Annotated in this window: 21 protein-coding genes and 1 tRNA gene; 9 read left to right on the plus strand and 13 right to left on the minus strand. The window is 71.3% G+C overall.

The genetic code is table 11. From position 1 onward, the window contains the following. The first annotated feature begins 59 nt into the window (after positions 1-59). The 3 genes from DFP88_RS11010 to DFP88_RS11020 all read left to right on the plus strand — a co-directional run bounded on the left by DFP88_RS11010 (position 60) and on the right by DFP88_RS11020 (position 5,194). The gene (locus DFP88_RS11010; RefSeq protein WP_110814531.1) at positions 60-2,108 is read left to right on the plus strand and encodes a cation:proton antiporter domain-containing protein; all 2,049 of its coding nucleotides are present in this window, start codon (positions 60-62) and stop codon (positions 2,106-2,108) included. 120 nt (positions 2,109-2,228) lie between these two features. Beyond that, complete coding sequence (argS, locus tag DFP88_RS11015) at positions 2,229-3,971, plus strand: arginine--tRNA ligase (protein ID WP_110814532.1); 1,743 nt, start codon at positions 2,229-2,231, stop codon at positions 3,969-3,971. A gap of 104 nt (positions 3,972-4,075) precedes the next feature. Then, positions 4,076-5,194, plus strand: a complete 1,119-nt coding sequence (locus DFP88_RS11020) for an SPOR domain-containing protein (protein WP_110814533.1) — start codon at positions 4,076-4,078, stop codon at positions 5,192-5,194. Here the strand turns inward: DFP88_RS11020 and DFP88_RS11025 are convergent. Then, positions 5,191-5,955, minus strand: a complete 765-nt coding sequence (locus DFP88_RS11025) for a class I SAM-dependent methyltransferase (RefSeq protein ID WP_110814534.1) — start codon at positions 5,953-5,955, stop codon at positions 5,191-5,193. The two genes, DFP88_RS11020 and DFP88_RS11025, sit on opposite strands and share 4 nt — an antisense overlap. Positions 5,956-6,085: 130 nt before the next feature. On the opposite strand from DFP88_RS11025, the gene DFP88_RS11030 reads away from it, so the two are divergent. The 3 genes from DFP88_RS11030 (at position 6,086) to DFP88_RS11040 (ending at position 9,379) form a co-directional block, all read left to right on the plus strand. Beyond that, a complete protein-coding gene (locus DFP88_RS11030) occupies positions 6,086-6,901 on the plus strand; it encodes a segregation and condensation protein A (protein ID WP_110814535.1) in 816 nt (271 codons plus the stop codon). Beyond that, entirely contained in the window at positions 6,894-7,559 is a 666-nt protein-coding gene (gene scpB / locus DFP88_RS11035; RefSeq protein ID WP_110814536.1) for an SMC-Scp complex subunit ScpB, read from the plus strand. Before DFP88_RS11030 ends, scpB begins: the two co-directional genes overlap by 8 nt. A gap of 107 nt (positions 7,560-7,666) precedes the next feature. Next, positions 7,667-9,379 carry a GGDEF domain-containing protein gene (locus DFP88_RS11040; RefSeq protein ID WP_146227474.1) on the plus strand — a complete coding sequence of 571 codons (1,713 nt, stop codon included), beginning with the start codon at positions 7,667-7,669 and terminating at the stop codon, positions 9,377-9,379. A gap of 211 nt (positions 9,380-9,590) precedes the next feature. On the opposite strand, the gene DFP88_RS11045 is transcribed toward DFP88_RS11040, so the two are convergent. The 8 genes from DFP88_RS11045 to DFP88_RS11080 all read right to left on the minus strand — a co-directional run bounded on the left by DFP88_RS11045 (position 9,591) and on the right by DFP88_RS11080 (position 15,336). Continuing rightward, a complete protein-coding gene (locus DFP88_RS11045) occupies positions 9,591-10,694 on the minus strand; it encodes a 2'-deoxycytidine 5'-triphosphate deaminase (protein ID WP_110814538.1) in 1,104 nt (367 codons plus the stop codon). 70 nt (positions 10,695-10,764) lie between these two features. Further along, a tRNA-Pro gene (locus DFP88_RS11050) sits at positions 10,765-10,841 on the minus strand. 57 nt (positions 10,842-10,898) lie between these two features. Continuing rightward, positions 10,899-11,816 carry a MerR family transcriptional regulator gene (locus DFP88_RS17350; RefSeq protein WP_245904782.1) on the minus strand — a complete coding sequence of 306 codons (918 nt, stop codon included), beginning with the start codon at positions 11,814-11,816 and terminating at the stop codon, positions 10,899-10,901. Between the two features lie 4 nt (positions 11,817-11,820). Next, positions 11,821-12,126 carry an integration host factor subunit alpha gene (ihfA, locus tag DFP88_RS11060; protein ID WP_110814539.1) on the minus strand — a complete coding sequence of 102 codons (306 nt, stop codon included), beginning with the start codon at positions 12,124-12,126 and terminating at the stop codon, positions 11,821-11,823. Between the two features lie 75 nt (positions 12,127-12,201). Next, positions 12,202-13,173, minus strand: coding sequence for a beta-ketoacyl-ACP synthase III (locus DFP88_RS11065; RefSeq protein WP_110814540.1), 972 nt, complete (start codon positions 13,171-13,173; stop codon positions 12,202-12,204). Further along, the gene (plsX, locus tag DFP88_RS11070; protein WP_110814541.1) at positions 13,170-14,312 is read right to left on the minus strand and encodes a phosphate acyltransferase PlsX; all 1,143 of its coding nucleotides are present in this window, start codon (positions 14,310-14,312) and stop codon (positions 13,170-13,172) included. Before plsX ends, DFP88_RS11065 begins: the two co-directional genes overlap by 4 nt. Before the next feature lie 19 nt (positions 14,313-14,331). Beyond that, entirely contained in the window at positions 14,332-14,538 is a 207-nt protein-coding gene (rpmF, locus tag DFP88_RS11075) for a 50S ribosomal protein L32 (protein ID WP_110814542.1), read from the minus strand. A 243-nt stretch (positions 14,539-14,781) separates the two neighbouring features. Continuing rightward, entirely contained in the window at positions 14,782-15,336 is a 555-nt protein-coding gene (locus DFP88_RS11080) for a YceD family protein (protein ID WP_110814543.1), read from the minus strand. Positions 15,337-15,453: 117 nt separating this feature from the next. Here DFP88_RS11080 and DFP88_RS11085 point away from each other — a divergent pair, with 117 nt between their 5' ends. Further along, on the plus strand, positions 15,454-15,933 hold the full coding sequence (locus tag DFP88_RS11085; protein ID WP_110814544.1) for an outer membrane protein assembly factor BamE: 480 nt from the start codon (positions 15,454-15,456) through the stop codon (positions 15,931-15,933). 2 nt (positions 15,934-15,935) lie between these two features. Here DFP88_RS11085 and msrB read toward each other — a convergent pair whose 3' ends face one another. After that, positions 15,936-16,373 carry a peptide-methionine (R)-S-oxide reductase MsrB gene (gene msrB, locus DFP88_RS11090; RefSeq protein WP_110814545.1) on the minus strand — a complete coding sequence of 146 codons (438 nt, stop codon included), beginning with the start codon at positions 16,371-16,373 and terminating at the stop codon, positions 15,936-15,938. 69 nt (positions 16,374-16,442) lie between these two features. Here msrB and DFP88_RS11095 point away from each other — a divergent pair, with 69 nt between their 5' ends. Then, positions 16,443-17,192: a GNAT family N-acetyltransferase gene (locus DFP88_RS11095; RefSeq protein WP_110814546.1), complete on the plus strand. Its 750-nt coding sequence runs from the start codon at positions 16,443-16,445 to the stop codon at positions 17,190-17,192. Here DFP88_RS11095 and DFP88_RS11100 read toward each other — a convergent pair. Then, complete coding sequence (locus DFP88_RS11100; protein ID WP_110814547.1) at positions 17,189-18,157, minus strand: ketopantoate reductase family protein; 969 nt, start codon at positions 18,155-18,157, stop codon at positions 17,189-17,191. The two genes, DFP88_RS11095 and DFP88_RS11100, sit on opposite strands and share 4 nt — an antisense overlap. Positions 18,158-18,235: 78 nt before the next feature. After that, entirely contained in the window at positions 18,236-18,841 is a 606-nt protein-coding gene (locus tag DFP88_RS11105; RefSeq protein WP_342767718.1) for a glutathione S-transferase family protein, read from the minus strand. 68 nt (positions 18,842-18,909) lie between these two features. Between DFP88_RS11105 and DFP88_RS11110 the strand changes: the two genes are divergently transcribed. Continuing rightward, the gene (locus tag DFP88_RS11110) at positions 18,910-19,602 is read left to right on the plus strand and encodes a helix-turn-helix transcriptional regulator (protein WP_110814549.1); all 693 of its coding nucleotides are present in this window, start codon (positions 18,910-18,912) and stop codon (positions 19,600-19,602) included. Here the strand turns inward: DFP88_RS11110 and DFP88_RS11115 are convergent. Then, positions 19,595-21,595 (minus strand): CocE/NonD family hydrolase, encoded by a 2,001-nt coding sequence (locus tag DFP88_RS11115; protein WP_110814550.1) that lies wholly within the window; start codon positions 21,593-21,595, stop codon positions 19,595-19,597. The genes DFP88_RS11110 and DFP88_RS11115 overlap by 8 nt on opposite strands. Between the last annotated feature and the right edge of the window lies 1 nt (position 21,596).

Raw genomic sequence — 21,596 nt, forward strand, 5'->3', positions numbered from 1 at the left:
CTGCTGCAGTAGCCTATTTGGGGCGAAGCCTCGGCGCCGGGGACAACAAAGGATTTGGAATGATTGAAGGTCTGGGCCCGGTCGCGGCTATCGCGCTCGTTGGGGCGATCGGCGTTGGCAGCCAATGGGTTGCCTGGCGCCTGCGGATGCCCGCCATCGTCCTGATGCTGGTCGCCGGTCTGGCCGTCGGGCCCTTCTCGGGCCTCTTCTCGCCCTCCGAGTCGTTCGGAGACCTCCTGTCGCCGCTGATTTCGCTGGCCGTGGCCGTGATCCTTTTCGAGGGCGGGCTGTCGCTGAACCTCTCGAGCCTGCGGGACCGCAGCCGGGGGGTGGGGCGGCTGATCCTCGTCGGGGCGCCGCTGGGCTGGCTCCTGTCGACGCTGGCGCTGCGCTATGTCGGCGGCATGAGCTGGGAGAGCGCGACCGTCTTCGGCGGCATCCTGATCGTCACCGGCCCCACCGTGATCGCGCCGCTCCTGCGCACCGCCAAGCTCTCGAGCCGGCCTGCCGCGCTCCTGCAGTGGGAGGCGATCGTCAACGATCCGCTGGGCGCGCTGGCCGCCGTTCTCGCCTTCGAGGTGGTGCTGGTGCTGAACACCGCCGCCACGCCGATGACCGCCGTGCTCGACCTCGCGCTGGGCGTCGCCGTGGCCGTCGGCATCGGCGCCGCCGCCGCCAAGGGCATCAGCTACGCCTTCCAGAACGGGCGCACGCCCGAATACATGAAGGTGCCGATCCTCTTCGCCGCGCTTCTGGCGGTCTTCGCCGTGGCCGACAGCGTACTGCACGAAAGCGGGCTGCTGGCGGTGACCGTCATGGGCCTTGGCATCGCGAATGCAGGCCTGTCCTCCTACGACGAGCTGCGGCGGTTCAAGGAACACGCCACGGTCCTTCTGGTCTCGGGCGTCTTCATCCTGCTCGCCGCCTCGATGCAGCTGGAAAGCCTGACGACGCTGGACTGGCGTTCTCTCGCGGTGGTGCTGGTCATCATCTTCGCGGTGCGCCCGCTGACGGTGCTGACCTCGCTCTTCCGGTCGGGCGTGCCCTGGCGCGAGCAGACGCTGGTCGCGCTGACCGGGCCGCGCGGCGTGGTGCTCGTGGCCGTGGCGGGCCTCTTCGGCACGCGGCTGACCGGCCTCGGTGTCGAGGACGGCGACCGCATCGTGCCGCTGGCCTTTGCCCTCGTCGCCGCGACGGTGGTGCTGCACGGCTTCTCGCTGGCTCCGATGGCGCGCTGGCTGGGCCTGTCGGGCGCGGCGCGACCCGGGGTGCTGATCGTCGGCGGCAGCCGCTTCACCCTCGCGCTGAGCGAGGCCCTGAAGAAGGTCGAGGTGCCGGTGCTGGTGGCCGATCCCAACCACAACGCGCTGCGCGATTTCCGCACCTCGGGGCTGGCCACCTACTCGGGCGACATCCTGTCGGAATCGGCCGAGCAGTGGCTGGAGTTCGTGACCTACGACCTTGTCGTCGCGGCCACAGCGAACGACGCCTACAACACCCTCGTCGCCACCGACATGGGCCCCGAGTTCGGCCGCGACAACGTCTACCAGATCGCCCGCGAAAAGGGCGAGAGCGCGCGGCACCAGCTGTCGCGCACACTGACCGGCATCCCCTTCGGCCCGGACGAGACCTACTGGGGCCTCGAGCGGCTGATGCGCGAGGGCTGGACCATCCGCGTCACCCGCCTGACCGAGGAATACGGCCTTGCCGAATGGCGCGAGCGGCGGCCCCATTCGCGGCTGATCGCCCGCGTCTCGCCGGGCGGCGAGGCGCGCTTCATCCGCAAGGATGACGAGGTGCGCCCCGCGCCCGGCGTGCGGCTAATCTCGCTGATCCCGCCCGAGGACTGGCAGGGCACCGGACGGTCCGAGCGCCGCGCCCAGGCCACCACCTCGGACGCCCGCTCGCCCGGCCGCGCCGCCGCCGAGACGCGCGAAGGCAAGGAGGCGCCGAAGGAGGCGCCCAAACCCGCGGATACCGCGCCCAAGGGCGAGGGTGGCCCTGCATCCCGGCCCTCGGGGGCCGAGGGCACGGGCGCTGCCGCCCCGCCGGGCGACGGGCCCGAGAACCACAGCCCGCCGATCCCCGGCCGCCCCTCGACCGCCTGAGGCCGGGCAGGGGCCTCGGGCCGCGCCACGGCACCAGCGACGCCGGACCCCTTGGCGCCCGGCTTCGTTGACCCCGGCGCCGCGGGTGCTACAAGCCGCGAACGCTTGCCGGAGGCCCCGATGAACCTGTTCGCCGATATCCGCAGCCTTGTGCTGGACAGCCTTGGCGCCATGACCGCCGAAGGCACGCTGCCCGAGGGGCTGGCCATGGCCGCCGTGACGGTCGAGCCGCCGCGCGACGCCGCCCATGGCGACATGGCCACGAATGCCGCCATGGTGCTGGCCAAGCCCGCCGGCATGAAGCCGCGCGACATCGCCGCCGCCCTGTCGGAAAAGCTCTCCGCCGATCCGCGCATCGCCGCGGCCGAGGTCGCGGGGCCGGGCTTTCTGAACCTGCGCCTTGCGCCCTCCGTCTGGCAGGATGTCGTGCGCACCGCGCTGACGCAGCCCGGCTTCGGACGCTCGGGCCTCGGGGCGGGGCAGGCGGTCAACGTCGAGTATGTCTCGACCAATCCGACCGGGCCGGTGCATGTCGGCCATGCCCGCGGCGCCGTCTTCGGAGACGCGCTGGCGACCTTGCTGGATTACGCCGGCTTCGAGGTCACGCGCGAGTATTACATCAACGACGGCGGCGGGCAGGTCGATGTCCTCGCCCGCTCCGCCTATGAGCGCTACCGCGAGGCCTGCGGCCGCACGCCCGAGATCGGCGAGGGCCTCTATCCCGGCGACTACCTCGTCGCGGTGGGCGAGGCGCTGAAAGAGCGTTACGGCGACAGCCTCCTCGACAAGCCCGAGGCCGAGTGGCTGGCCGATATCCGCGTCTTCGCGACCGACGCGATGATGGAGATGATCCGCGATGACCTCGCGCTGCTGGGCGTGCGGCAGGATGTCTTCTTCTCGGAGAAGTCGCTCTATTCAAGCGGCCGGATCGAGGCCGCGCTCGAGGTGCTGGACAGCAAGGGCCTGCTGTACATGGGCACGCTCGAGCCGCCGAAGGGCAAGCTGCCCGAGGATTGGGAAGCGCGCGAGCAGCTGCTGTTCCGCTCCACCGATTTCGGCGACGACGTGGATCGCCCGGTGAAGAAGTCGGACGGCAGCTGGACCTACTTCGCCCCCGACATCGCCTATCACTACGACAAGGTGACGCGCGGCTACGCGCAGATCATCGACGTCTTCGGCGCCGATCACGGTGGCTACGTCAAGCGGATGAAGGCCGCCGTCGCCGCGCTGGCGGGCGAGGATCTGACCTTCGACATCAAGCTGATCCAGCTGGTGAAGCTTTTCAAGAACGGCGAGCCCTTCAAGATGTCGAAGCGGGCGGGCACCTTCGTCACCCTGCGCGACCTCGTCGAGGAGGTCGGCGCCGATGCCGTCCGCTTCCACATGCTGACGCGCAAGAACGACGCGCCGCTCGACTTCGACTTCGACAAGGTGCTCGAGCAATCGCGCGAGAACCCGGTGTTCTACGTGCAATACGCCAATGCGCGCGTGGCCTCGGTGCTGCGCAAGGCCGCTGAGGCCGGCATCGCCGCCGATGACGCGACGCTCGCCGCCGCCGACCTGTCGCTGCTGGACCACGAGGCAGAGCTGACGCTGGCCCGGCGCCTGGCCGAATGGCCGCGCCTGGTGGAAATCGCCGCCCGCGGACACGAGCCGCATCGCATCGCCTTCTACCTCTACGACCTCGCCAGCGACTTCCACGCACTGTGGAACCGCGGCAACGACGAGCAGGGCCTGCGCTTCCTGCAGGAGGGCGATGCTGCAACGTCGCAGGCCAAGATCGCCCTCGCGCGTGCCGCCGCCGTTGTCATCGCCGAGGGTCTGGGTATTCTGGGCGTGGTTCCGGTCGAGGAGATGCGCTGAAGCGCGCGCCGGTCGGACCTGCCGCCGCGCCCCGCGCGGGGCGGCATCGAGGCGAGGCAAGAGACCCGGCGGCCGGTACTGGCCGCCCGGGCAGCGAGGCAGTGATGGCATATGCGGCTGATGCGCCCTGGGGCGCGCAGGGCCAGGACTCCTGGGCACCGGCACCCTTCGTCGAAGAGGCGGATTGGGACGAGGAGGCAGAAGAGCAGGCCGCGCAAAGCCCGGCCCGCGCCCTTCCGGCAAAGGTCATTCGCGGCATCGGGGCGCTGATCTCGGTCGCGCTGGTCATCGGCGTGGCCGTCTGGGGCTACCGGCTGATGGTCCGCGACGCGACCGGCGTGCCGGTGGTGCAGGCGATGGAAGGCCCGCTGCGCGAGGCGCCCAGCGAGCCGGGCGGCGAGATCGCCTCTCACATCGGGCTCTCGGTCAACGATGTCGCCGCCATGGGCGAGGCCGCCGGCCCCGAGGAACGGCTGATCCTCGCGCCGCAGCCCGCCGGCCTGCGGCAGGAGGATCTGCTGCTGGCCCCGGTCGCCGAGGCGGACGAGAGCCGCCCCGAGGGCGACAGCATCACCCGCGCCCTCACCGCGATGAGCCAGGGCGCCCCGCTTGCCGTGGCGCAGGTCGGCGATCCGGGTGCCGTTCAGGCCCTTGCCGACCGCCTCGCCGCCGGCGTCGTGCCGATCGAGGCGCTGTCGGATGAGGTCGATACCGAAGTGCTCATGGCCCCCGATGCAGCGCCCGAGGGCGAGGTGGCAGCGGATGCCGGTGCCGATGACGCCGCACTCGAGGACGATCAGGCCGAGGCCCTCGATCTCGTCGCGGCCAGCGTGCCCGGCCTTGCCGTGGCGCCGCGCCCGCCGCTGCGGCCGCGCACGCTGAGGCCCGCCACCGCCGTGGCCGCGCTGACTGCGCCCGCCGCCGCCCCTGCAAGCACCGGCCCCGTCGCCCTGCAGACCGAGCCGATCCCCGCAGGCACCAGCCTCGTGCAGCTTGGCGCTTTCGACAGCCCCGAGGTGGCCGCCGCCGAATGGACCCGCCTCGGCACCCGCTTCGCCGAGCTTCTTAACGGCAAGGAGCGCGTCGTGCAGGAGGCGCTGAGCGGCGGGCGCACCTTCTTCCGGCTGCGCGCCATGGGCTTCGAGGATCTCGCCGATGCGCGGCGCTTCTGCTCGGCCCTCGTGGCCGAGGATGCCGCCTGCATCCCGGTGGTGGTGAACTAGGCCGGCCGCCGCGCCTCGAAGCGCAGGCGCACGTAATCCGCAACCCAGTTGCCGGTCTCGTCCTGCAGGACCGGCGCCAGCCGCCGCTCGCAATCGGCGATCACGCTCTCCCGAACCGTGGGCGCCAGCCCCTCCATCAGCGGCGCGCCGAAGGTCTGCAGCCAGCCGCGCAGGCCGGTGGGCAGCGGCGTCGGGCGCGGGACAAGGGCGACGTCGATCTCGGTAAAGCCCGCCCGCTCCAGCCGGTCGCGTTGCAGCGCAGGGGTCGGAAAGTCCCAGGGGTTGCCCGTCCGCGCCCCTTCGCCCGCCGCCTCGAGGCTGGCGTTCAGCGCCACCAGCACCGCCGCGACATTGCCGAAGCCGCCCTGTTCCACCACGACCCGCCCGCCGGGGCGCAGGGCGGCGTGGATGTTGCCCAGCACCACCTCTGGCCGCCGCATCCAGTGCAGCGCCGCGTTCGAGAAGACGGCGTCGAAGGGGCCGGCCTCTACCTGATCATGCGCGTCCTGCTGCAGCACCGCGATGCCGCGCGCCCCCGCCGCCGCGGCGAGCGATGGGTCAGGCTCCAACCCCGTCACCGTCGCGCCCGCCTCGGCGATGCGGGCGGTCAGCACCCCGTCACCGCAGCCGATATCGAGGATCGCCTCGCCGGGCTGCGGGGCCAGCCTTTCGAGCACGGTGGTGCCCAGGGCGGGCACGAAGCCCGCGTTGGCGGCATAGCCGGCCGCATCCCAGGCCTGTCCGGCTGCGGGTCTGGTCATCGGGCGATCCTTCCGTCTGGTCTTTCTCGGCAGCACCCTGCCGCCAGCGCCGCCGCTTGTCGACCGCAGGCGCGCGAGGCGCTATGAGGCGGGCTTCGAGCCACCCAAGCCGCAGACCGCAGGACAAACGATGCCCCCCGCCGATCCCCCCGCAGAGCCGCCCGCCTTCGGCATCGAGGCCGAGGACGTCGCTCAGCGCCGCGCCGAGGAGGCGCTGATCGTCGACGTGGACGGCTACGAGGGCCCGCTCGACCTGCTGCTGTCGCTCTCGCGCAGCCAGAAGGTCGACCTGCGGCAGATCTCGGTCCTCGCACTGGCCGAGCAGTACCTCTCCTTCGTCGAGCGGGCGAAGCGGCTGCGGATCGAACTGGCGGCCGATTACCTTGTCATGGCGGCCTGGCTCGCCTTTCTGAAATCGCGCCTGCTGCTGCCGCCCGATCCCACCGAAGAGGGGCCGAGCGGCGAGGAGATGGCCGCGCACCTCGCCTTCCAGCTGGAGCGTCTGGCGGCGATGCGCGACGCGGCGGCGCAGCTGATGGCGCGCGACCGGCTGGGACGCGAGCGCTTTGCCCGCGGCGCCCCGCCCGAGGTGACGCAGGCCCGCACCACGCGCTATACCGCGACGCTGCTCGACCTGATGCAGGCCTATGCCCGGCTGCGCACGCGCGACGATTTCCGCCCCTATGTCATGGACCGAGACCGGCTGATGACGATGGAGCAGGCGCTGGAGCGGATGCGCCCGCTGATCGGTTTCGCCGGCCAATGGACCGACATCCTGACCTACCTGCCCGAGGGTTGGCACGGCGACGCGGTGCTGCGCCGCACGGCCACCGCCGCGACCTTTGCCGCCAGCCTCGAGCTGGTGAAGGAGGGCCGCGCCGAGATCCGGCAGGAGCGGGTCTTTGCCCCGATCAGCATACGCCGCAAAGGAAGGCCCGATGCCTGACGATACAGCCGAACGCAGCCTCTTCGAGGCGCCGCCCCTGGCCGAGCAGGAGCGCATGATCGAGGCGATGCTCTTCGCCTCGGAGGCGCCGATGAGCCTGCCGCAGCTGGCGGGGCGGATGCCGCCCGGCTGCGACCCGGCCCGCGCGCTCGCCGCGCTGCGCAGCCGCTACAGGGGCCGCGGCGTGGAACTGGCACGGGTGGGAGAGGCCTGGGCCTTTCGCACCGCGCCGGACATGGCCTTCCTGATGCACCGCGAAATCGAGGAGACGCGCAAGCTCAGCCGCGCGGCGATCGAGACGCTGGCCATCGTCGCCTACCACCAGCCCGTCACCCGCACCGAGATCGAGGAGATCCGCGGCGTCGGCATCAACCGCGGCACGCTGGACCAGCTGATCGAGATGGGCTGGATCCGCCTCGGTCGCCGCCGCCAGACGCCGGGGCGGCCTGTGACCTTCATCGTGACCGAGGGCTTCCTCGATCATTTCGGGCTGGGCAGCGCGCGCGATCTGCCCGGCCTGAAGGAGCTTCGGGCCGCAGGCCTGCTCGACAGCCGCCCGCCACCCGAGGCCGAGGCACCCGAGGAGCAGGACGACCTTTTCGAGCAGGAGACGACCGAAGAGCCGGAGGAAGACGCCGCGCAGGGGGAAACGGATTAACGAAATAGGCGCAGGCCGCGCCAAAACGGAAACCGTTCCTTAACCTTGCGAGGAGATGAAGAGGGGGCGGTCAGGACGGACCGCGGGCTTCGGTAAGGGGCAGCGAGATGCCGCGACCAGCACCCCAGACCTCGACGGTCTCCTTTCTGCAGGATCTGCGCCGGGCCATGGCAATGGCCCATTGGCTGGAGGCGCGGCGGCCGCTCATGGCGGCTCTCGCCGGGCTGACGATTATCATCGTGGCCCTGGGCGCGGTCCTCGATATCGCCCATCTCTATCGGCCTTTGCCCGGCGCTGGCGGGACCCATCCGCTGACCCTTTTGATCGCCGCCCTGCTGGTGCTCTCTCTCCTCGGCTCCCGGCGCTCGGGCTTCACGCGGCGGCTGCGGCGGCCAAGGCTCCTGTCGATCCTGCCCGCCGGCCTGGCGCTGCTGCTGCTCGGGCTGCGGACCGCGGAGATGACGGCCGCCGCGCCGCTGGCAGTGGTGCCGGCGATGCAGGCGCTGCCGGGCTGGGCCCTGGCGCTGCTGCAGACGCAGCCGGGCTCGATGACCAGCCCCGCGGCGGTGCTGGCGCTGGCCTGCGTCGCCTTTGCCCAGGTGCTGCGGCCACGTACGCCGCTGGGGGCGGGGCTGGTGCTGATGGCGCTGGTGGTCTGCGCCTCTGTCCTCGTCGCGCTCAGCTACGGGCTGCCGGGGTCCTTTTCCGGCCTCTCGCCGAGCACGCTGCCGATCCTCGCCCTGCTCGCCTGCGCCGCCGGGACGCGGCACCTCGACCCACTGATCCTGCGGCTGCTGCTGTCGCCCGCGGTGGCCGGGCGCCTCCTTCGCCGGCAGATGGCCCTTGGCCTCGTCGCGGTCTGGGTCAGCGGCGGCCTTCTGCTGCGGATCGAGGCGAGCGATTGGGTGCGGTGGGCGCCGCTGCTGGTGGCGGCGGCGCTCGCCTGCGTCGTGGCCGGCCTGATGTGGACCCTCGGGGTTCTGGCGCGCACCGAGACGCTGCGGCAGCGGCACCTCGCCAGAGTCGAGCGGCTGTCGGTCACCGATGTGCTGACCGGCCTCGCGAATCGGCGCGCCACCGACCTCTTCGCGCGGCAGGCGGTGGCGCAGGCCAATCGCTCCGGCGAGGGGCTGTCGGTCATCCTGCTGGATCTCGACAGCTTCAAGGCGGTCAACGATCGCTTCGGCCATTCCGGCGGCGATGCCGTGCTGCGGCAGACGGGGCGCATGCTCGGCCGCTGGCTGCGCCGCTCGGATCTGGCCTGTCGCTGGGGCGGGGAAGAGTTCCTGCTGATCCTCTCGGGCACGCGGCTGATCGGGGCCACCGCCCTGGCAGAGCGGCTGCGCCGCATGGTCGAAGAGCAGGTGATGCTTCCCGACGGCTCGGGCTGCGTGACCGTCTCCCTCGGCTGCGCGGAACTGCTGCCCGGGGAAGAGGACCTCGATGCCGCCCTCTCGCGCGCCGACATGGCCCTCTACCGGGCCAAGGCTGCTGGGCGGAACCGGGTGGAGCCGCAGCTGCCACAGGACAGCATGGCGGTGGTTCTCCCCGGCCCCGGGGGCGGGCAGGCGGCGCGGCGGGCAGGAGCCAAGGGCGCTGGGCCGAAGGGCGCCGCGACCGAGGTGGCAGGCGTTCAGGATTCTGCGTCGAAGGAGAGCAGGATGAGGAGTGTCTCTGACGCCAAGCCGTCAGATCCCACTGCTTGGCCCAATGCGGCGAGCGGCGTGCCCGTGGCAGGCGCGAGCCGAGCGACCGATGCCGTCACGTGGATGGCGGGCCTGGCGGCGCAGCCCGAGGCGGCCTCTCCGGAGAAGTCCTGACTTCTGCATCTTACGCCTGCACCACCGCTCGCGATCGAGGCGCAACGGTCCGGCCTCGGCACCGTCAGGGCTGGCGGATGGCAGGAAGCGCGCGCTGCCACAACGCCCGTCGCGCGCGGTCGGGCAGGCGGGGATGCTGCGCGCCGGGGGCGCGGCAGGCGCTGAAGCTCGCACCGCTGCCCGGGGCCTCTCGCCGCTCCTGCTTGGCTCTTCAGCCCCGGAACTGCTTGGCCAGCTTCAGCCCCTGACCCTGGTAGTTCGAGGCGATGTCCCGGCCATAGAGCAGGTCCGGCGCCTCGGCCATGCGCTCGTAGACGAGGCGCCCGGTGGTCTGCCCGTGCTCGAGCGCGAAGGGCGCCTCGTGGCAGCGGACCTCAAGCACGCCGCGCGCCCCCGCGCCGCCGGCGGCGGCATGGCCGAAGCCGGGATCGAAGAAGCCGGCGTAGTGCACGCGGAACTCACCGACCATCGCGAGGTAGGGGGCCATCTCGGCCGCATGATCGGGCGGGATGCGGACCTGTTCGCGGCTGACGAGGATGTAGAAGGCGCCGGGATCGAGGATGATGCGCCCGCCGCGCGGCACGATGGGATCCCAGTATTCCGCGGGATCGTAGGCGCCGATGCGCCCCAGGTCGATGACGCCGCTATGCGGCTTGGCCCGGTAGCCCGCGAGATCGCCCTCGCGCTGCCCCAGATCGACGGAGAAGCTCAGCCCGCCCTCGATAGTGGCAGGGCCGGAGACGAGCGGATCGGCGCGGTGAAGCGCCTCCAGAGCCGCGTCGTCCAGCACCGCCTGGCCGGCGCGAAAGCGGATCTGGTTCAGCCGCATTCCCGGCCGCACCAGCACCGAGAAGGAGCGGGGGCAGATCTCGGCCCAGAGCGGGCCGTCATAGCCCGCGGGCAGGCGGTCGAACTCCGTCCCGCCTTCGCCGATCAGCCGCGTCAGCAGGTCAAGCCGCCCGGTCGAGCTTTTCGCATTGGCGGCGGCAGAGATGCCGGGCGGCAGGGACAGCCGCTCCTGCAGCGGCACGACGTAGACGCAGCCCTTCTCCAGAACCGCCCCGCCGTCCAGCGCGAAGCGATGCATCTCGAACTCTTCCAGCCGGTCGCTGACGCTGCGCCCGGCCCCGGCGAGGAAGGAGGCGCGCACCCGGTGCGCGACGGCGCCCAGCCGCAGATCGAGGCTGGCGGGCTGCACCTGCGCCGGCTCCACCGCCGCATCGGCCGCGATGGCGCCCGAGGCGATGAGGGCGCGGATGCTTTGGCTGGGCAGCAGGCCGCTGGGTCGGGCGGGATCGACGCTGGGATCGGTCATGGCACCTCCGGCGCTGGGGCCGGGCGGGGCCCCGGAAACGACAACGCCCGCCAAAGGGCGGGCGGTCTATTGGTCGGGCTAGCAGGACTCGAACCTGCGACCTTCCGTCCCCCAGACGGACGCGCTACCAGGCTGCGCTATAGCCCGACTGGTGCGGCTTCTGCCCGATCCGGCGGCGGGAGGCAAGGGGCCATCGCCAATGGATCAGCGCTCTGTGCTGCCACCGGAGGGCGCCGTGACGTCACCCAGTGCGCCGCGCAGCTGACGCAGCCTCCCGGCCAGCGGGACGAGGGCCTCGGCCTGTGCCGCGAGGGCCGAGGGCTTGGCCCGGATCAACCGCGACAGAGGCCCGGGGAAGGGTGCGGCGGCATCGGGAAGCGGGGGCATCGCGGCTGGCCGCCGCTCCGACGGCGCGGCGGGCGGCATGGCCGCAACCTCGGCCGCCGGATCGCCGGAAGGACCATCCTGCGTAAGGGCCGCAGAGTCCCGCGGACGTTCATCGGCCCGGTCCGGCCCGCCCCAATCCGGCAGGGGGGCGGTCGCCTGCATGTGCGGCGGCGTGAACAGGGGGCTTCGCAAGCTCAGCTCGAGATGCTCCCTCGACTGCTCATCCAGGGGCAGAATCCTGACGACCGGTGCATCCATTTGCGTGGCTCTCGCCGGCTCGGCCGCTGCATCCGCTACGGAAGGGGCGGCCGGCGCCTCTTCCACCGCGCCGTCCTCCGGCGACGGGAGCTCGTCCGTGGCCTCCGGCTCGGCGGCGACGGGCGGCTCGGCCGGCGGAGCGGCTTGATCCGGCGCCGGGGCGATCTGCGCACCCGCGGCCTCGGGCAGGGCCTTATCGGCGAGGTAGTCCGTCCCCTGTTCCGCGACGTGCCTGACGCCCTTCTCGCGAAGCAGTTTCTGCACGCCCTTGATGGTCATGCCCTGGTCGTGCAGCAGCGCCTTGATGCCGGCCAGAAGGACAAGGTCCTCGGGGCGGTAGTAGCGGCGCCCGCCGGCGCGCTTGACCGGGGCGACCTGCGTGAACTTCGTCTCCCAGAATCGCAGCACATGGGCCTGCGTCCCCAGGGCCTCCGCGACCTCGCTGATCGTGCGGAAGGCCTCCGCGCTCTTGGCCATGGGATCAGCCCTTGCGATTGCCGGCGGCGACCCGGTTCTTCATCAGGTGCGACGAGCGGAAGGTCAGCACCCGGCGCGGATGGATCGGCACCTCTTCCCCGGTCTTGGGGTTGCGGCCGATCCGCGCCGCCTTGTCCCTGACGGAGAAGGTGCCGAAGGAGGAAATCTTGACCGTCTCGCCGCGCACCAGCGCGTCCGAGATGTGCCCCAGCACCGATTCGACCAGCGCCGCGCTGTCGTTGCGCGACAGGCCAACCTCGTCGTGCACGGCTTCGGCAAGATCCAGGCGGGTCAGCGTATTTTCGGACATCTCGTTCCCCTCGTCCGGTCGAAGCGATCCTAGGCGCGCGCCTGCCGCCAAGTCAAACCCATGCGCGATGCAGCCTTACCACCGCAGCAGGACCGAGCCCCAGGCCAGCCCGCCGCCGATCGCCTCGGTCAGCACGAGCTGGCCTTGCTTGATCTGCCCGCGCTCCACCCCGACGGACAGGGCCAGCGGGATCGAAGCGGCGGAGGTATTGCCGTGGTCCTGCACCGTGGTGACGACACGCTCCATCCCCAGGCCCAGTTTCTTGGCCGTGGCCTGGATGATGCGGATATTGGCCTGATGCGGCACAACCCAGTCGACCGCCTCGGGGGTGACGCCGGCGCGGTCCAGCGCGACATGGGCGGTCTGGGCCAGCTTCTCGACGGCGTGGCGGAAGACCTCGCGCCCCTCCATCTTGAGCACGCCGAGGCTGCCGCTGCCGATGCCGCCATCGACGTAGAGAAGATCGCGGTAGCGCCCGTCGGAGTTCAGATCGGTCGCGAGGATGCCGCGATCCTGCGACGTGCCATCGCCCTCTGTCGCCTCGAGAACCACGGCGCCGGCGCCGTCGCCGAAAAGCACGGCGGTCGAACGGTCGGTCCAGTCGATGATGCGGCTGAAAGTCTCGGCCCCGATTACCAGAACCCGGTTGGCCTGCCCGGTGCGGATCATGCCGTCGGCATTGGCCAACGCGTAGACGTAGCCGGCGCAGACCGCCTGCACGTCGAAGGCAAAGCCCCGCTCCATCCCCAGGGCCGCCTGCACCATGGTCGCGCAGGAGGGAAAGGTCATGTCGGGCGTGGTGGTGGCGACGATGATGGCGTCGATGTCGCCCGGTTCCATGCCGGCGCTGGCCAGGGCCTTGCGGGCGGCATGGGTGGCGAGATCGGCGGTCTTCTCGCCCTTGGCCGCGATGTGCCGCCGTTCGATCCCCGAGCGGCTGCGAATCCACTCGTCCGAGGTCTCGAAGAGCGCCTCGAATTCGGCGTTCTCCATAACGCGCTCGGGCAGGTAGTGCCCGACGCCCCTGATCGTCGCGCGCAGCGTCATGACATGGACCGTATGTTCTGGCTCGCCTCGTCGCCCTGCTCGGTCTCGCGCTGGGGCGCGGCCGCGACGCGGCTGGCGAGCCGATGGGTGAAATCCGAACGGGCGAGCCGGGCCGAAAGTTTCAGCGCCGCCGCGACGCCGGTGGCATCGGCGGAGCCATGGCTTTTGACCACCGTGCCGCCGAGCCCGAGGAAGACGCCGCCGTTGACGCGGCGCGGGTCGATCCGCTTGCGCAGCCGCTTGAGCGAGGCCATGGCCATGCCGGCAGCGATCCGGCTGAGCCAGGTCTTGCGGAAGGCCTCCTGCAGGAGGCTCGAGATCAGGCGAGAGGTGCCTTCGCCGGTCTTCAGGGCGACATTGCCGGTGAAGCCGTCGGTGACGACCACGTCGACCCGGTCCGACGGAATGTCGCCGCCCTCGACGAAGCCGATGTAGTCGAAGCCGCCCGCCTCGGCGCTGCGGCCGATCAGCTCATGCGCGACCTTCAGCTCGGCCCGGCCCTTGTGCTCTTCGGTGCCGACGTTCAGCAGGCCGACCCGCGGCCGCTCGAGGTTCAGGCCCTCGGCGGCATAGGCCGCGCCCATGACGGCATAGGTCAGCAGGTCATGCTGATCGGCCCGCACATCGGCGCCGACGTCGAGCATCAGGTTGAACCCGCCGGGATTGGTCGAGGGCCAGAGGCAGCCGATGGCCGGGCGATCGACACCCTCGGCCTTGCGCAGGCGCAGCATCGAGACCGCCATGAGCGCGCCGGTATTGCCGCAGCTGACGCAGGCGCCGGCGCGGCCGTCACGCACGGCATCGACGGCGCCCCACATGGAGGTGTCCTTGCCGTGGCGCATGACCTGGCTGGGCTTGTCGGTCATCGACACGACGTCCGAGGCGTGGATCACCTCGAGCCGGTCGATGCCCTGCTTGTCCAGAAGCGGACGCAGCTGCGCCTCGTCCCCGAAGAGCAGGACGCGCGCGCCGGGATCCTTGGCGAGGAACTGCTTGAGCCCCTCGACGACAGGGCGGGGGCCGCTGTCGCCGCCCATCGCGTCCACTGCAATGGTCACCTCGTCGGCAGGGGCCGATGACGGACCGGACGCGCCGGCCGCGGGGCCGGTCGTCGTGCCAGTGGAGCGGGGCTGGGTCATGAAGGGGTCTGTCGCGGCGTCAGGCCGCGTCTTCGTCCAGGTCGATCTCGTTCGCCTGGGCGATCACTTCGCGGTCCGCGTAGTGCCCGCAGGAGGGGCAGACGTGGTGCGGGCGCTTGAGCTCGCCGCAGTTGGGGCATTCGTTGGGGTTCGCGCCGGTCAGGCTGTCATGGGCCCGACGATTGTTGCGGCGCGACTTGGAGATCTTGTTCTGCGGAACGGCCATGTCACAACCTCGTAAATGAAGGCCGGCACGCCGGCTCTTGGTGTCAGTATGGGCAGGATGCCCGGCGGTTCGGACACGAGGGCCCGGTATCGGATAGGCGGGTCGCCCCCCGCTGAGTCCGGCGGGACATAGGCCAAAAGCCCGGCCCTGTCGAGCAGCGATCCGTCGAAGCGCGCGAAAATAGCGGCAACGCCCGCGAACGCAAGAGACGATGTCGTGCGCGGGCCTCTCCGGCCTGCGCGATCAGCCCTTGTCGTCCTCGCCCCCGAGCCTGTCTTTCAAGGCGGCGAGCCCGGCGAAGGGCCGCATCTTGTCTTCGGTCAGCGGCTCGGCGCCCTCTTCGGTCACCACCGTCTCGGGCAGCTCGATCCCCGGCGCGCGGGGGAAATCGGGCAGCGACAGCGACAGCGCCTCGGTCATGACGGTGCGCAGGTCGACGGCGTTCGGCAGCGGCTCGATGCTGTCGTCCTCGGGCATCTCGACCTCACCGGCCGTGGGCTCGGGTCCTGTATCCTCGAGGTAGCGGCGCAGGACCGGCGCGTCGATCCGCGTGGTCACCGGCTCGAGCGTGACGACGCAGGCCTGCACGGCCGTGGCGCCAAGCTCGGCCTCGAGCCGCCAGTCGCGGCGGCCCGTCGGCAAGAGCTTGCCGGCGAAGCGCAGCTTCCTGATCCCCTCGATGCCAAGGTCGCGCGCGATCGCGGCGCGATCCTCGGCCTCGGGGGCAAGGTCGAAGTCGATGGGGTCGCGCTGGCCGGCGCCGGACAGGCGGATCGTGTAGAGCGGTGTGTCAGCCATCTGGGGCCTCCCTTGAACAGGGGCGTTCGCGTGATGTATCGGATCGGCAAGCGGAGGCAACCGCCGCGCGTCCCTTCGGGCGCATAAGCCGCGACCCGACAGGAAGGCCAGACCATCGTGCGACAGCGCTCCTTCGTCCAGCGGCGTCTTAGCCCCAGGCTGGCGCTGATCGGCGCCGCCCTCGCCCTGACCCTCGCGGGCTGCACCACGCGCTACCGCAATCACGGCTATACGCCCAGCGACGCGCAGCTGGCGCAGATCGCCGTCGGCGTCGACACCCGCGAGAGCGTGGCCGAGGCGGTGGGCACCCCCACCTCGGCGGGCGTGCTGAACGGGTCGGGCTACTACTACGTCTCGAGCCGCTTCCGTCTTTACGGCGCGCTCGAACCCCAGGAGGTTGAGCGCGAGGTGCTGGCGATCACCTTCGATCCCGCCGGCCGGGTCGAGAACATCGAGCGCTTCGGCCTCGAGGACGGGGCCGTCGTGCCGCTGTCGCGCCGGGTGACCAGCGACAACGTGCGCGACACGACGCTGATCCGCCAGCTCGTCGGCGCGGTCGGCAACTACGATGCCGGCGCGCTGCTGGGCGAACCCTAGGGCTACTCGGCGGCGTCCTGCGCGGCCTCCACGCCCGGATCGCCCACCGGCGCCTCGGGGCGGAAGGTCAGCGCGACGCCGTTCAGGCAGTAGCGCAGGCCCGTCGGTGCCGGCCCGTCGTCGAAGACATGGCCCAGATGCGCCTCGCAGCGGGCGCAATGCACCTCGGTGCGCTTCATGAAGAGGCTGCGATCGGTCTGCTCGCCCACCGCCTCGGGCGTCAGCGGCGCGTAGAAGCTGGGCCAGCCGGTGCCGCTGTCGAACTTGGTGCGGCTTTCGAAAAGGGGCTGCCCACAGGAGACGCAGGCGAAGACGCCCGGCCCCTCGGGGAAGTCGTCGTGGCTGTAGGCGCGCTCGGTGCCGTGCTTGCGGGTGACCTTGTAGGCCTCGGGCGACAGCGCCTCGCGCCATGCCTCGTCGGATTTGATGACCTTGTCCATCGGCGTGTCCTGGTGTCAGTGTTCGGCCGTACCTAGGCTGCGGCCGGCCCTGCGCCAGAGGAGACCGACATGCCCCCGCGACCCGCGACACTGCTGGAGAAGGGCGGAGCGCGGGCCCGCTACGCGCGCGGCGGCGCCGACCTGCGGCGCGCGCAGGCGCTGCGGCAGCAGTGTTTCCACCCGGCGGCGACGGGCGGGCTGGACAGCGACGCGCATGACGCGCTGTGCCGCCACGTCCTGATCGAGGATCGGTCGGGCAGCCTGCTGGGCACCTTCCGCCTGCTGCCGCTGCCCGATGCCGCGGGAATCGGCGACAGCTATTCGGCCCAGCACTACGACCTGACGCGGCTCGAAGGCTTCGACGGCCCGGTACTGGAGCTGGGGCGCTTCTGCATCCACCCCGCCGCGCGCGACGCCGATGTGCTGCGCCTGGCCTGGGGCGCGCTGACGCGTGTCGTGGACGAGACGCGCAGCGGGCTGCTGTTCGGCTGCGCCTCCTTCGCTGGCACGCGGGCGGAGCGTTACCTCGATGCCTTCGCGATGCTGCGGCAGGGCCACCTCGCGCCGCCGCGCTGGACGCCGCGGGTCAAGGCGCCGCGGGTCTTTCCCTTCGCCGAGCGCTTGCAGCGCGACCCGGACCGACGGCTGGCGCTGCTGCACATGCCGCCCTTGCTGCGCAGCTACATCCAGATGGGCGGCTGGGTCAGCGATCATGCCGTGGTGGACGAGCAGATGGACACGCTGCACGTCTTCACCGGGCTCGAGATCGGGCGCATCCCGCCGGCCCGCGCGCGGGCGCTGCGGGCGGTGGCGGCCTAGCCGGCCTCCATCGCCGCCAGCAGGTCGTCCGGCGCAAGGCTGCCGGGGGCCAGCCCCTCGCGCAGCATCCGCTGGGCGAGGGCGACCATCGCCGCATTGGCCGGGGCGGGCGCGCCATGCAGCCGGGCCAGAAGCGCGATCTCGCCGTTGAGATAAGCCGTCTCGATGGAGCCCGCGCCGCGCACGAGGCTCTGCGCCGAGGAGCTGCCGGCGCGGGAGAGCCCCTCGATCCGGCCCATCGCCATCAGCGTGTTTCGGCGCGGGTCGTCTTGGCTGTCGCGCCAGTCGATGCCGGCGGCGCGGAACACGGCCTCGCCCTCGGCGCGCAGGCGGGCGGTGATCTCTTTCGCCTCGTCCTGCGCGCCGACCGCGGCGTCCACGATATTGCCGAGGTTCATCAGCAGCTTGCCATGCTTGCTGGCCATGACCTGCGGATCGGCGAAGGCGGGCAGGCCCGCCGCCGTCAGCCGCTCTGCGACCAGCGTGTCCATGGCATCGGCGCCACCGGGGTAGCGCCCGATATCGAGGTAGCCGGGATGCGGCGCGCCGAAGGCGGCGACCTCGCCCGGTGTCACGTAATCGGCCGGCAGCACCACCGTCACCCCGTGCACATTGACAAAGCGGCGCAGGGCGAGACGTTCGTTCTCGACCCCGTTCTGCAGGCAGAAGAGATGCTGGTCGCGCAGCCCCGCCGCTGCCAGCGCATCCAGTGCGGCGGCACTGTCCTGCGTCTTCATCGTCAGCAGGATCACGTCATCGTCCCGGAAGGTCACCTCATCGGGACTGGCGGCGGTCTCTAAGCGCGCGCGCTGGTCCCCCTCGGGCCGGCGCAGCAGGAGGCCGCCCTCGCGGATCGCCTGAAGCTGCCGGCCGCGGGCGATGCCGATGACCTCTTCGCCCGCCAGCGAGAGCATCGCCGCCAATGTGCCGCCGATGGCGCCGATTCCGTAGATGACGAAGCGCATGGGCCCTGCCTTTCCTGCCGCGCCGGGGCCTGTCCCGGCGCGGCGGATGCTAGCGGCGCGGCGGCTGGCCGCAAGCGGTCAGGCCGCGACCTTGGCGTCACGCTCTGCGGTGCGTTTCACCGCCGGACGGGCGGCGCAGCGCTCGATCCAGTCGCGGATCGCGGGATCATCCGGCGCGGACTCGGGGAACCAGAGGAAGGGGCTGCTGCACAGCAGGTCGGCGGCGCTATAGGCCTCGCCCAGCAGCCAGGGGCCGCGGGCAAGCGCCTCGGAGAGGCGCGCGATCATGGTGGCCGGGTCGCGGAAGGTCGCCCCGAGCGCCGGATGCGACAGGCCCGCGAACTGCATGACCATGACCGGCTCCATCACGCCCTGGTACCAGGACAGCCAGGACAGGTAGGCGCCGCGCCCGGGCTGGCCGGGCAGGGGGCCAAGGCCGGCCTGCGGGTACATGTCGGTGAGGTAGAGCATGATCGCGCCGCGTTCGCGCACCGTCTCGTCGTCGTCGATGAGGTAGGGCACCTTCTTCTCGGGATGCGGGTTGGCGGCGTCCGGGCTGCCGCTGCCGTCCTGCCGGGGAATCGTGACCTCGCGGATCTCGACGTCTGCTGCGCCGAGCTCGTCCAGCAGCGTCACGACGGCGGAAGAGCGGGAATTGGGGGAGTGGTAGAGGATTGGCATCATCGCCTCCTGTGCTTGCGGATGGTGCCGGTCTATCCTGCCCCTGCTGACAGAATCCGGCAGGAGGAAAAATGGCCCGCAGCGATCGCCTGATGCGGCTGATGGACGTGCTCCGGCGGCTGCCAGCGCCGGTGACGGCGCAGCGGCTGGCCGAGGAGACGGGCATCTCGCCGCGGCAGCTTTACCGCGACATCGCGACGCTGCGCGCGGGCGGGGCGCTGATCGATGGCGCCGCGGGGCTGGGCTATACGCTGACCGAGGATCCGGCCCTGCCGCCGCAAAGCTTCGACCGGATCGAGATCGAGGCGCTGGTGCTGGCGGTCTCGGGCCTCGGAACCCTGGGCGATCCTGTGCTGGAAAAGGCGGGGCAGGCGGCGCTGGCGCGAATCGTCGCGACACTGCCGGACCGGCAGGCGCAGCAGGCGATCCACACGGTGATGCGCAGCTTCCGCGCCGTCGATGCGCGCCCCGAGCCGCTGGTCGATCCCGCGCTGCTGCGCGAGGCCTGCTGGGAGGAGACGGACCTGCTGATCCACTACCGCGACCTCAAGGAGCGCGAGACCGAGCGGCTGATCTGGCCGCTCGGCCTGTCCTACGGGCCGCAGTCGCTGATGCTGCTGGCCCATTGCCGGCTGCGGATGGATTTCCGCGTCTTCCATGTCGCCCGCATGGGCTGGGCGCGCCCCGGCGGGGGCACGTTCCGGCCAAGGCGCGTGGGCCTGCTGCGCGACTATGTCGCCGCGCGGCAGGCCGGGCTCAGGTGAAGTCGCGCGGGATGCGGTGCGACCAGGGGCGGCGGTAGACTTCCGTTCCGTCCTCTTTGCCCACGACCTCGCCCGACAGCAGCCACTCTTCCGCCGTGCAGGCCAGCTGCATCGAGGTGCGGGTGCGGACGTGCCAGCCGGGGCGAGAGACCTCGCAGATCCAGTCGGCGCGGCCCGTCGCGCTGTTGGGGTCGTTGGCCGTGATGCTCCAGGCCTCGTCCTGGATCACGCGGCTCGACATGCCGGTCTCGGGATGCTCGACCAGCCCGCCGTCGTTTTCGAGGTGCAGGGTCGTCACCATGCTGCTGCGATCGGTCTCGATCCAGTGGCGGGCGTGCCCCTCCTCGTGCGTGATGTGCTCCGGCAGCGGGCTCTCGTCCTCGGGCTCGGGCAGGGTGATCTCCTGCGCGCCGGCCTGCAGCGGCAGGCCGAGGCGGATCGACGACAGGTCGATGGTGACGCCGGGATCGGTGGGGGCGGGCAGCGTGACCGGCCAGTAGGCGGTCGAGATCGCCAGCCGCAGGCTGTGCCCCGGCCGCAGGCGGTAGCCGCAGGCATCGAGGCGCAGCGTCACATCGACCATCTCGCCGCGCGGCATCGGCGCGGGGTCGGCATTGCCGTCGCGATGCGCGAGGTTCAGCACCCCGTAGGCGATGCGGTAGGCGGTGCCGTCGGGATGCACATCCACCAGCCGGGCGCAGAGGTTGGCCCAGTCGTCCTCGCAGGAGAGGCGCAGCCGCAGCTCGGGCATGCCCAGCAGGTCCAGCGGCGCCTCCTGCGGCGGGGTCTGGAAACACAGCGAGCCGCCGTCGTCGCTGCGCTGGTCACCCGACATGTCGGCGGTGGGGGCCGAGGTGAACCATTCGCCCGCCATGATGCCGGTATCGAGGGGGGAGCGCAGGTAGTGCGCGCGCGGCGCCGCATCGGCAGCCTCGCCCGTGCTCAGCGCGCCCGCGGCGTCGACGTGGTAGGGCGCGAGGGCAGGCCTCTGCCAGTCGTCCACCGCCAGCCATGTGCCCTCGTCGCGATCGCGCCGGGGAGAGGGCGGGCGGTTCGCCTCGCTGCGGAAGGCGCGCAGCTGCGGCCAGTCTTCGGCGCCGTTCGCCTCGTCCTTCAGCCAGCGGTTCCACCAGGCCACCGCCTCGCCCAGGAAATCCACGCGCGGCTTGGGCCAGGCGAAGTGGGGGTACTTGTGCACCCAGGGGCCGATCAGCGCCTTGGCCTGCGGACCCAGCCCCTCGATCGCCTTGATCGGCGTGTTGCGGTAGCCGTCGGCCCAGCCGGCGATCACCAGCGCGGGGATCTGCACGGCATCGAAACCCTCGCAGATCGAGGCATGGCGCCAGTAGTCGTCGCGCCGCTGGTGCCGGAACCAGTCCTCCGCCCAGTCGGGGTTCTTCTCGAGCCGCTCCAGCCACATGGCGCGCCAGTCGTCGCCGACGATTGCGGGATCGGGCGGGCGCGACTGGAAGGCCTGCATCGTCGCCGCCCAGCCCATGTTGGCCGAGAGCATGCAGCCGTTCTTGTAGTGGATGTCGTCGTTGTAGCGGTCCACCGTGGAGGCGATGGAGATTACCGCCTTGAGCGGCGCGGGCCGCAGCGCGGCCACCTGCAGCGCGTTGAACCCGCCCCAGGAGATGCCCATCATCCCGACATTGCCGTTCGACCAGGGCTGCGCCGCGATCCAGTCGATCACCTCGCAGGCATTGGCCAGCTCCAGCGAGGAATATTCATCGTCGATGATGCCGCTGCTCTCGCCCGAGCCGCGGATATCCACGCGCACCCCGGCGATGCCGTTCTCGGCGAAGGTGGGATAGGTGCTCTCGTCGCGCTGGGCGGTCTGGTCGCGCTTGCGGTAGGGCAGGAACTCGAGAACGGCGGGCACGGGATCGGCCTCCGCGCCCTTCGGCATCCAGATCCGCGCGGCGAGGCGCGTGCCGTCGGCAAGGTCGATCCAGTGGTTCTCGATGACGGTGAAGTCTGTGTCGGGCATG

The organism is Pseudoroseicyclus aestuarii (genome assembly GCF_003217255.1).
GTDB classification, from domain to species: domain Bacteria; phylum Pseudomonadota; class Alphaproteobacteria; order Rhodobacterales; family Rhodobacteraceae; genus Pseudoroseicyclus; species Pseudoroseicyclus aestuarii.

Excerpts from the sequence above, each read along its gene's own strand:
- DFP88_RS11010 (WP_110814531.1), top strand. The coding sequence starts at position 60 with ATGATTGAAGGTCTGGGCCCGGTCGCGGCTATCGCGCTCGTTGGGGCG.
- argS (WP_110814532.1), top strand. The coding sequence starts at position 2,229 with ATGAACCTGTTCGCCGATATCCGCAGCCTTGTGCTGGACAGCCTTGGC.
- DFP88_RS11020 (WP_110814533.1), top strand. The coding sequence starts at position 4,076 with ATGGCATATGCGGCTGATGCGCCCTGGGGCGCGCAGGGCCAGGACTCC.
- DFP88_RS11025 (WP_110814534.1), bottom strand. The coding sequence starts at position 5,955 with ATGACCAGACCCGCAGCCGGACAGGCCTGGGATGCGGCCGGCTATGCC.
- DFP88_RS11030 (WP_110814535.1), top strand. The coding sequence starts at position 6,086 with ATGCCCCCCGCCGATCCCCCCGCAGAGCCGCCCGCCTTCGGCATCGAG.
- scpB (WP_110814536.1), top strand. The coding sequence starts at position 6,894 with ATGCCTGACGATACAGCCGAACGCAGCCTCTTCGAGGCGCCGCCCCTG.
- DFP88_RS11040 (WP_146227474.1), top strand. The coding sequence starts at position 7,667 with ATGCCGCGACCAGCACCCCAGACCTCGACGGTCTCCTTTCTGCAGGAT.
- DFP88_RS11045 (WP_110814538.1), bottom strand. The coding sequence starts at position 10,694 with ATGACCGATCCCAGCGTCGATCCCGCCCGACCCAGCGGCCTGCTGCCC.
- DFP88_RS17350 (WP_245904782.1), bottom strand. The coding sequence starts at position 11,816 with ATGGCCAAGAGCGCGGAGGCCTTCCGCACGATCAGCGAGGTCGCGGAG.
- ihfA (WP_110814539.1), bottom strand. The coding sequence starts at position 12,126 with ATGTCCGAAAATACGCTGACCCGCCTGGATCTTGCCGAAGCCGTGCAC.
- DFP88_RS11065 (WP_110814540.1), bottom strand. The coding sequence starts at position 13,173 with ATGACGCTGCGCGCGACGATCAGGGGCGTCGGGCACTACCTGCCCGAG.
- plsX (WP_110814541.1), bottom strand. The coding sequence starts at position 14,312 with ATGACCCAGCCCCGCTCCACTGGCACGACGACCGGCCCCGCGGCCGGC.
- rpmF (WP_110814542.1), bottom strand. The coding sequence starts at position 14,538 with ATGGCCGTTCCGCAGAACAAGATCTCCAAGTCGCGCCGCAACAATCGT.
- DFP88_RS11080 (WP_110814543.1), bottom strand. The coding sequence starts at position 15,336 with ATGGCTGACACACCGCTCTACACGATCCGCCTGTCCGGCGCCGGCCAG.
- msrB (WP_110814545.1), bottom strand. The coding sequence starts at position 16,373 with ATGGACAAGGTCATCAAATCCGACGAGGCATGGCGCGAGGCGCTGTCG.
- DFP88_RS11095 (WP_110814546.1), top strand. The coding sequence starts at position 16,443 with ATGCCCCCGCGACCCGCGACACTGCTGGAGAAGGGCGGAGCGCGGGCC.
- DFP88_RS11100 (WP_110814547.1), bottom strand. The coding sequence starts at position 18,157 with ATGCGCTTCGTCATCTACGGAATCGGCGCCATCGGCGGCACATTGGCG.
- DFP88_RS11105 (WP_342767718.1), bottom strand. The coding sequence starts at position 18,841 with ATGATGCCAATCCTCTACCACTCCCCCAATTCCCGCTCTTCCGCCGTC.
- DFP88_RS11110 (WP_110814549.1), top strand. The coding sequence starts at position 18,910 with ATGGCCCGCAGCGATCGCCTGATGCGGCTGATGGACGTGCTCCGGCGG.
- DFP88_RS11115 (WP_110814550.1), bottom strand. The coding sequence starts at position 21,595 with ATGCCCGACACAGACTTCACCGTCATCGAGAACCACTGGATCGACCTT.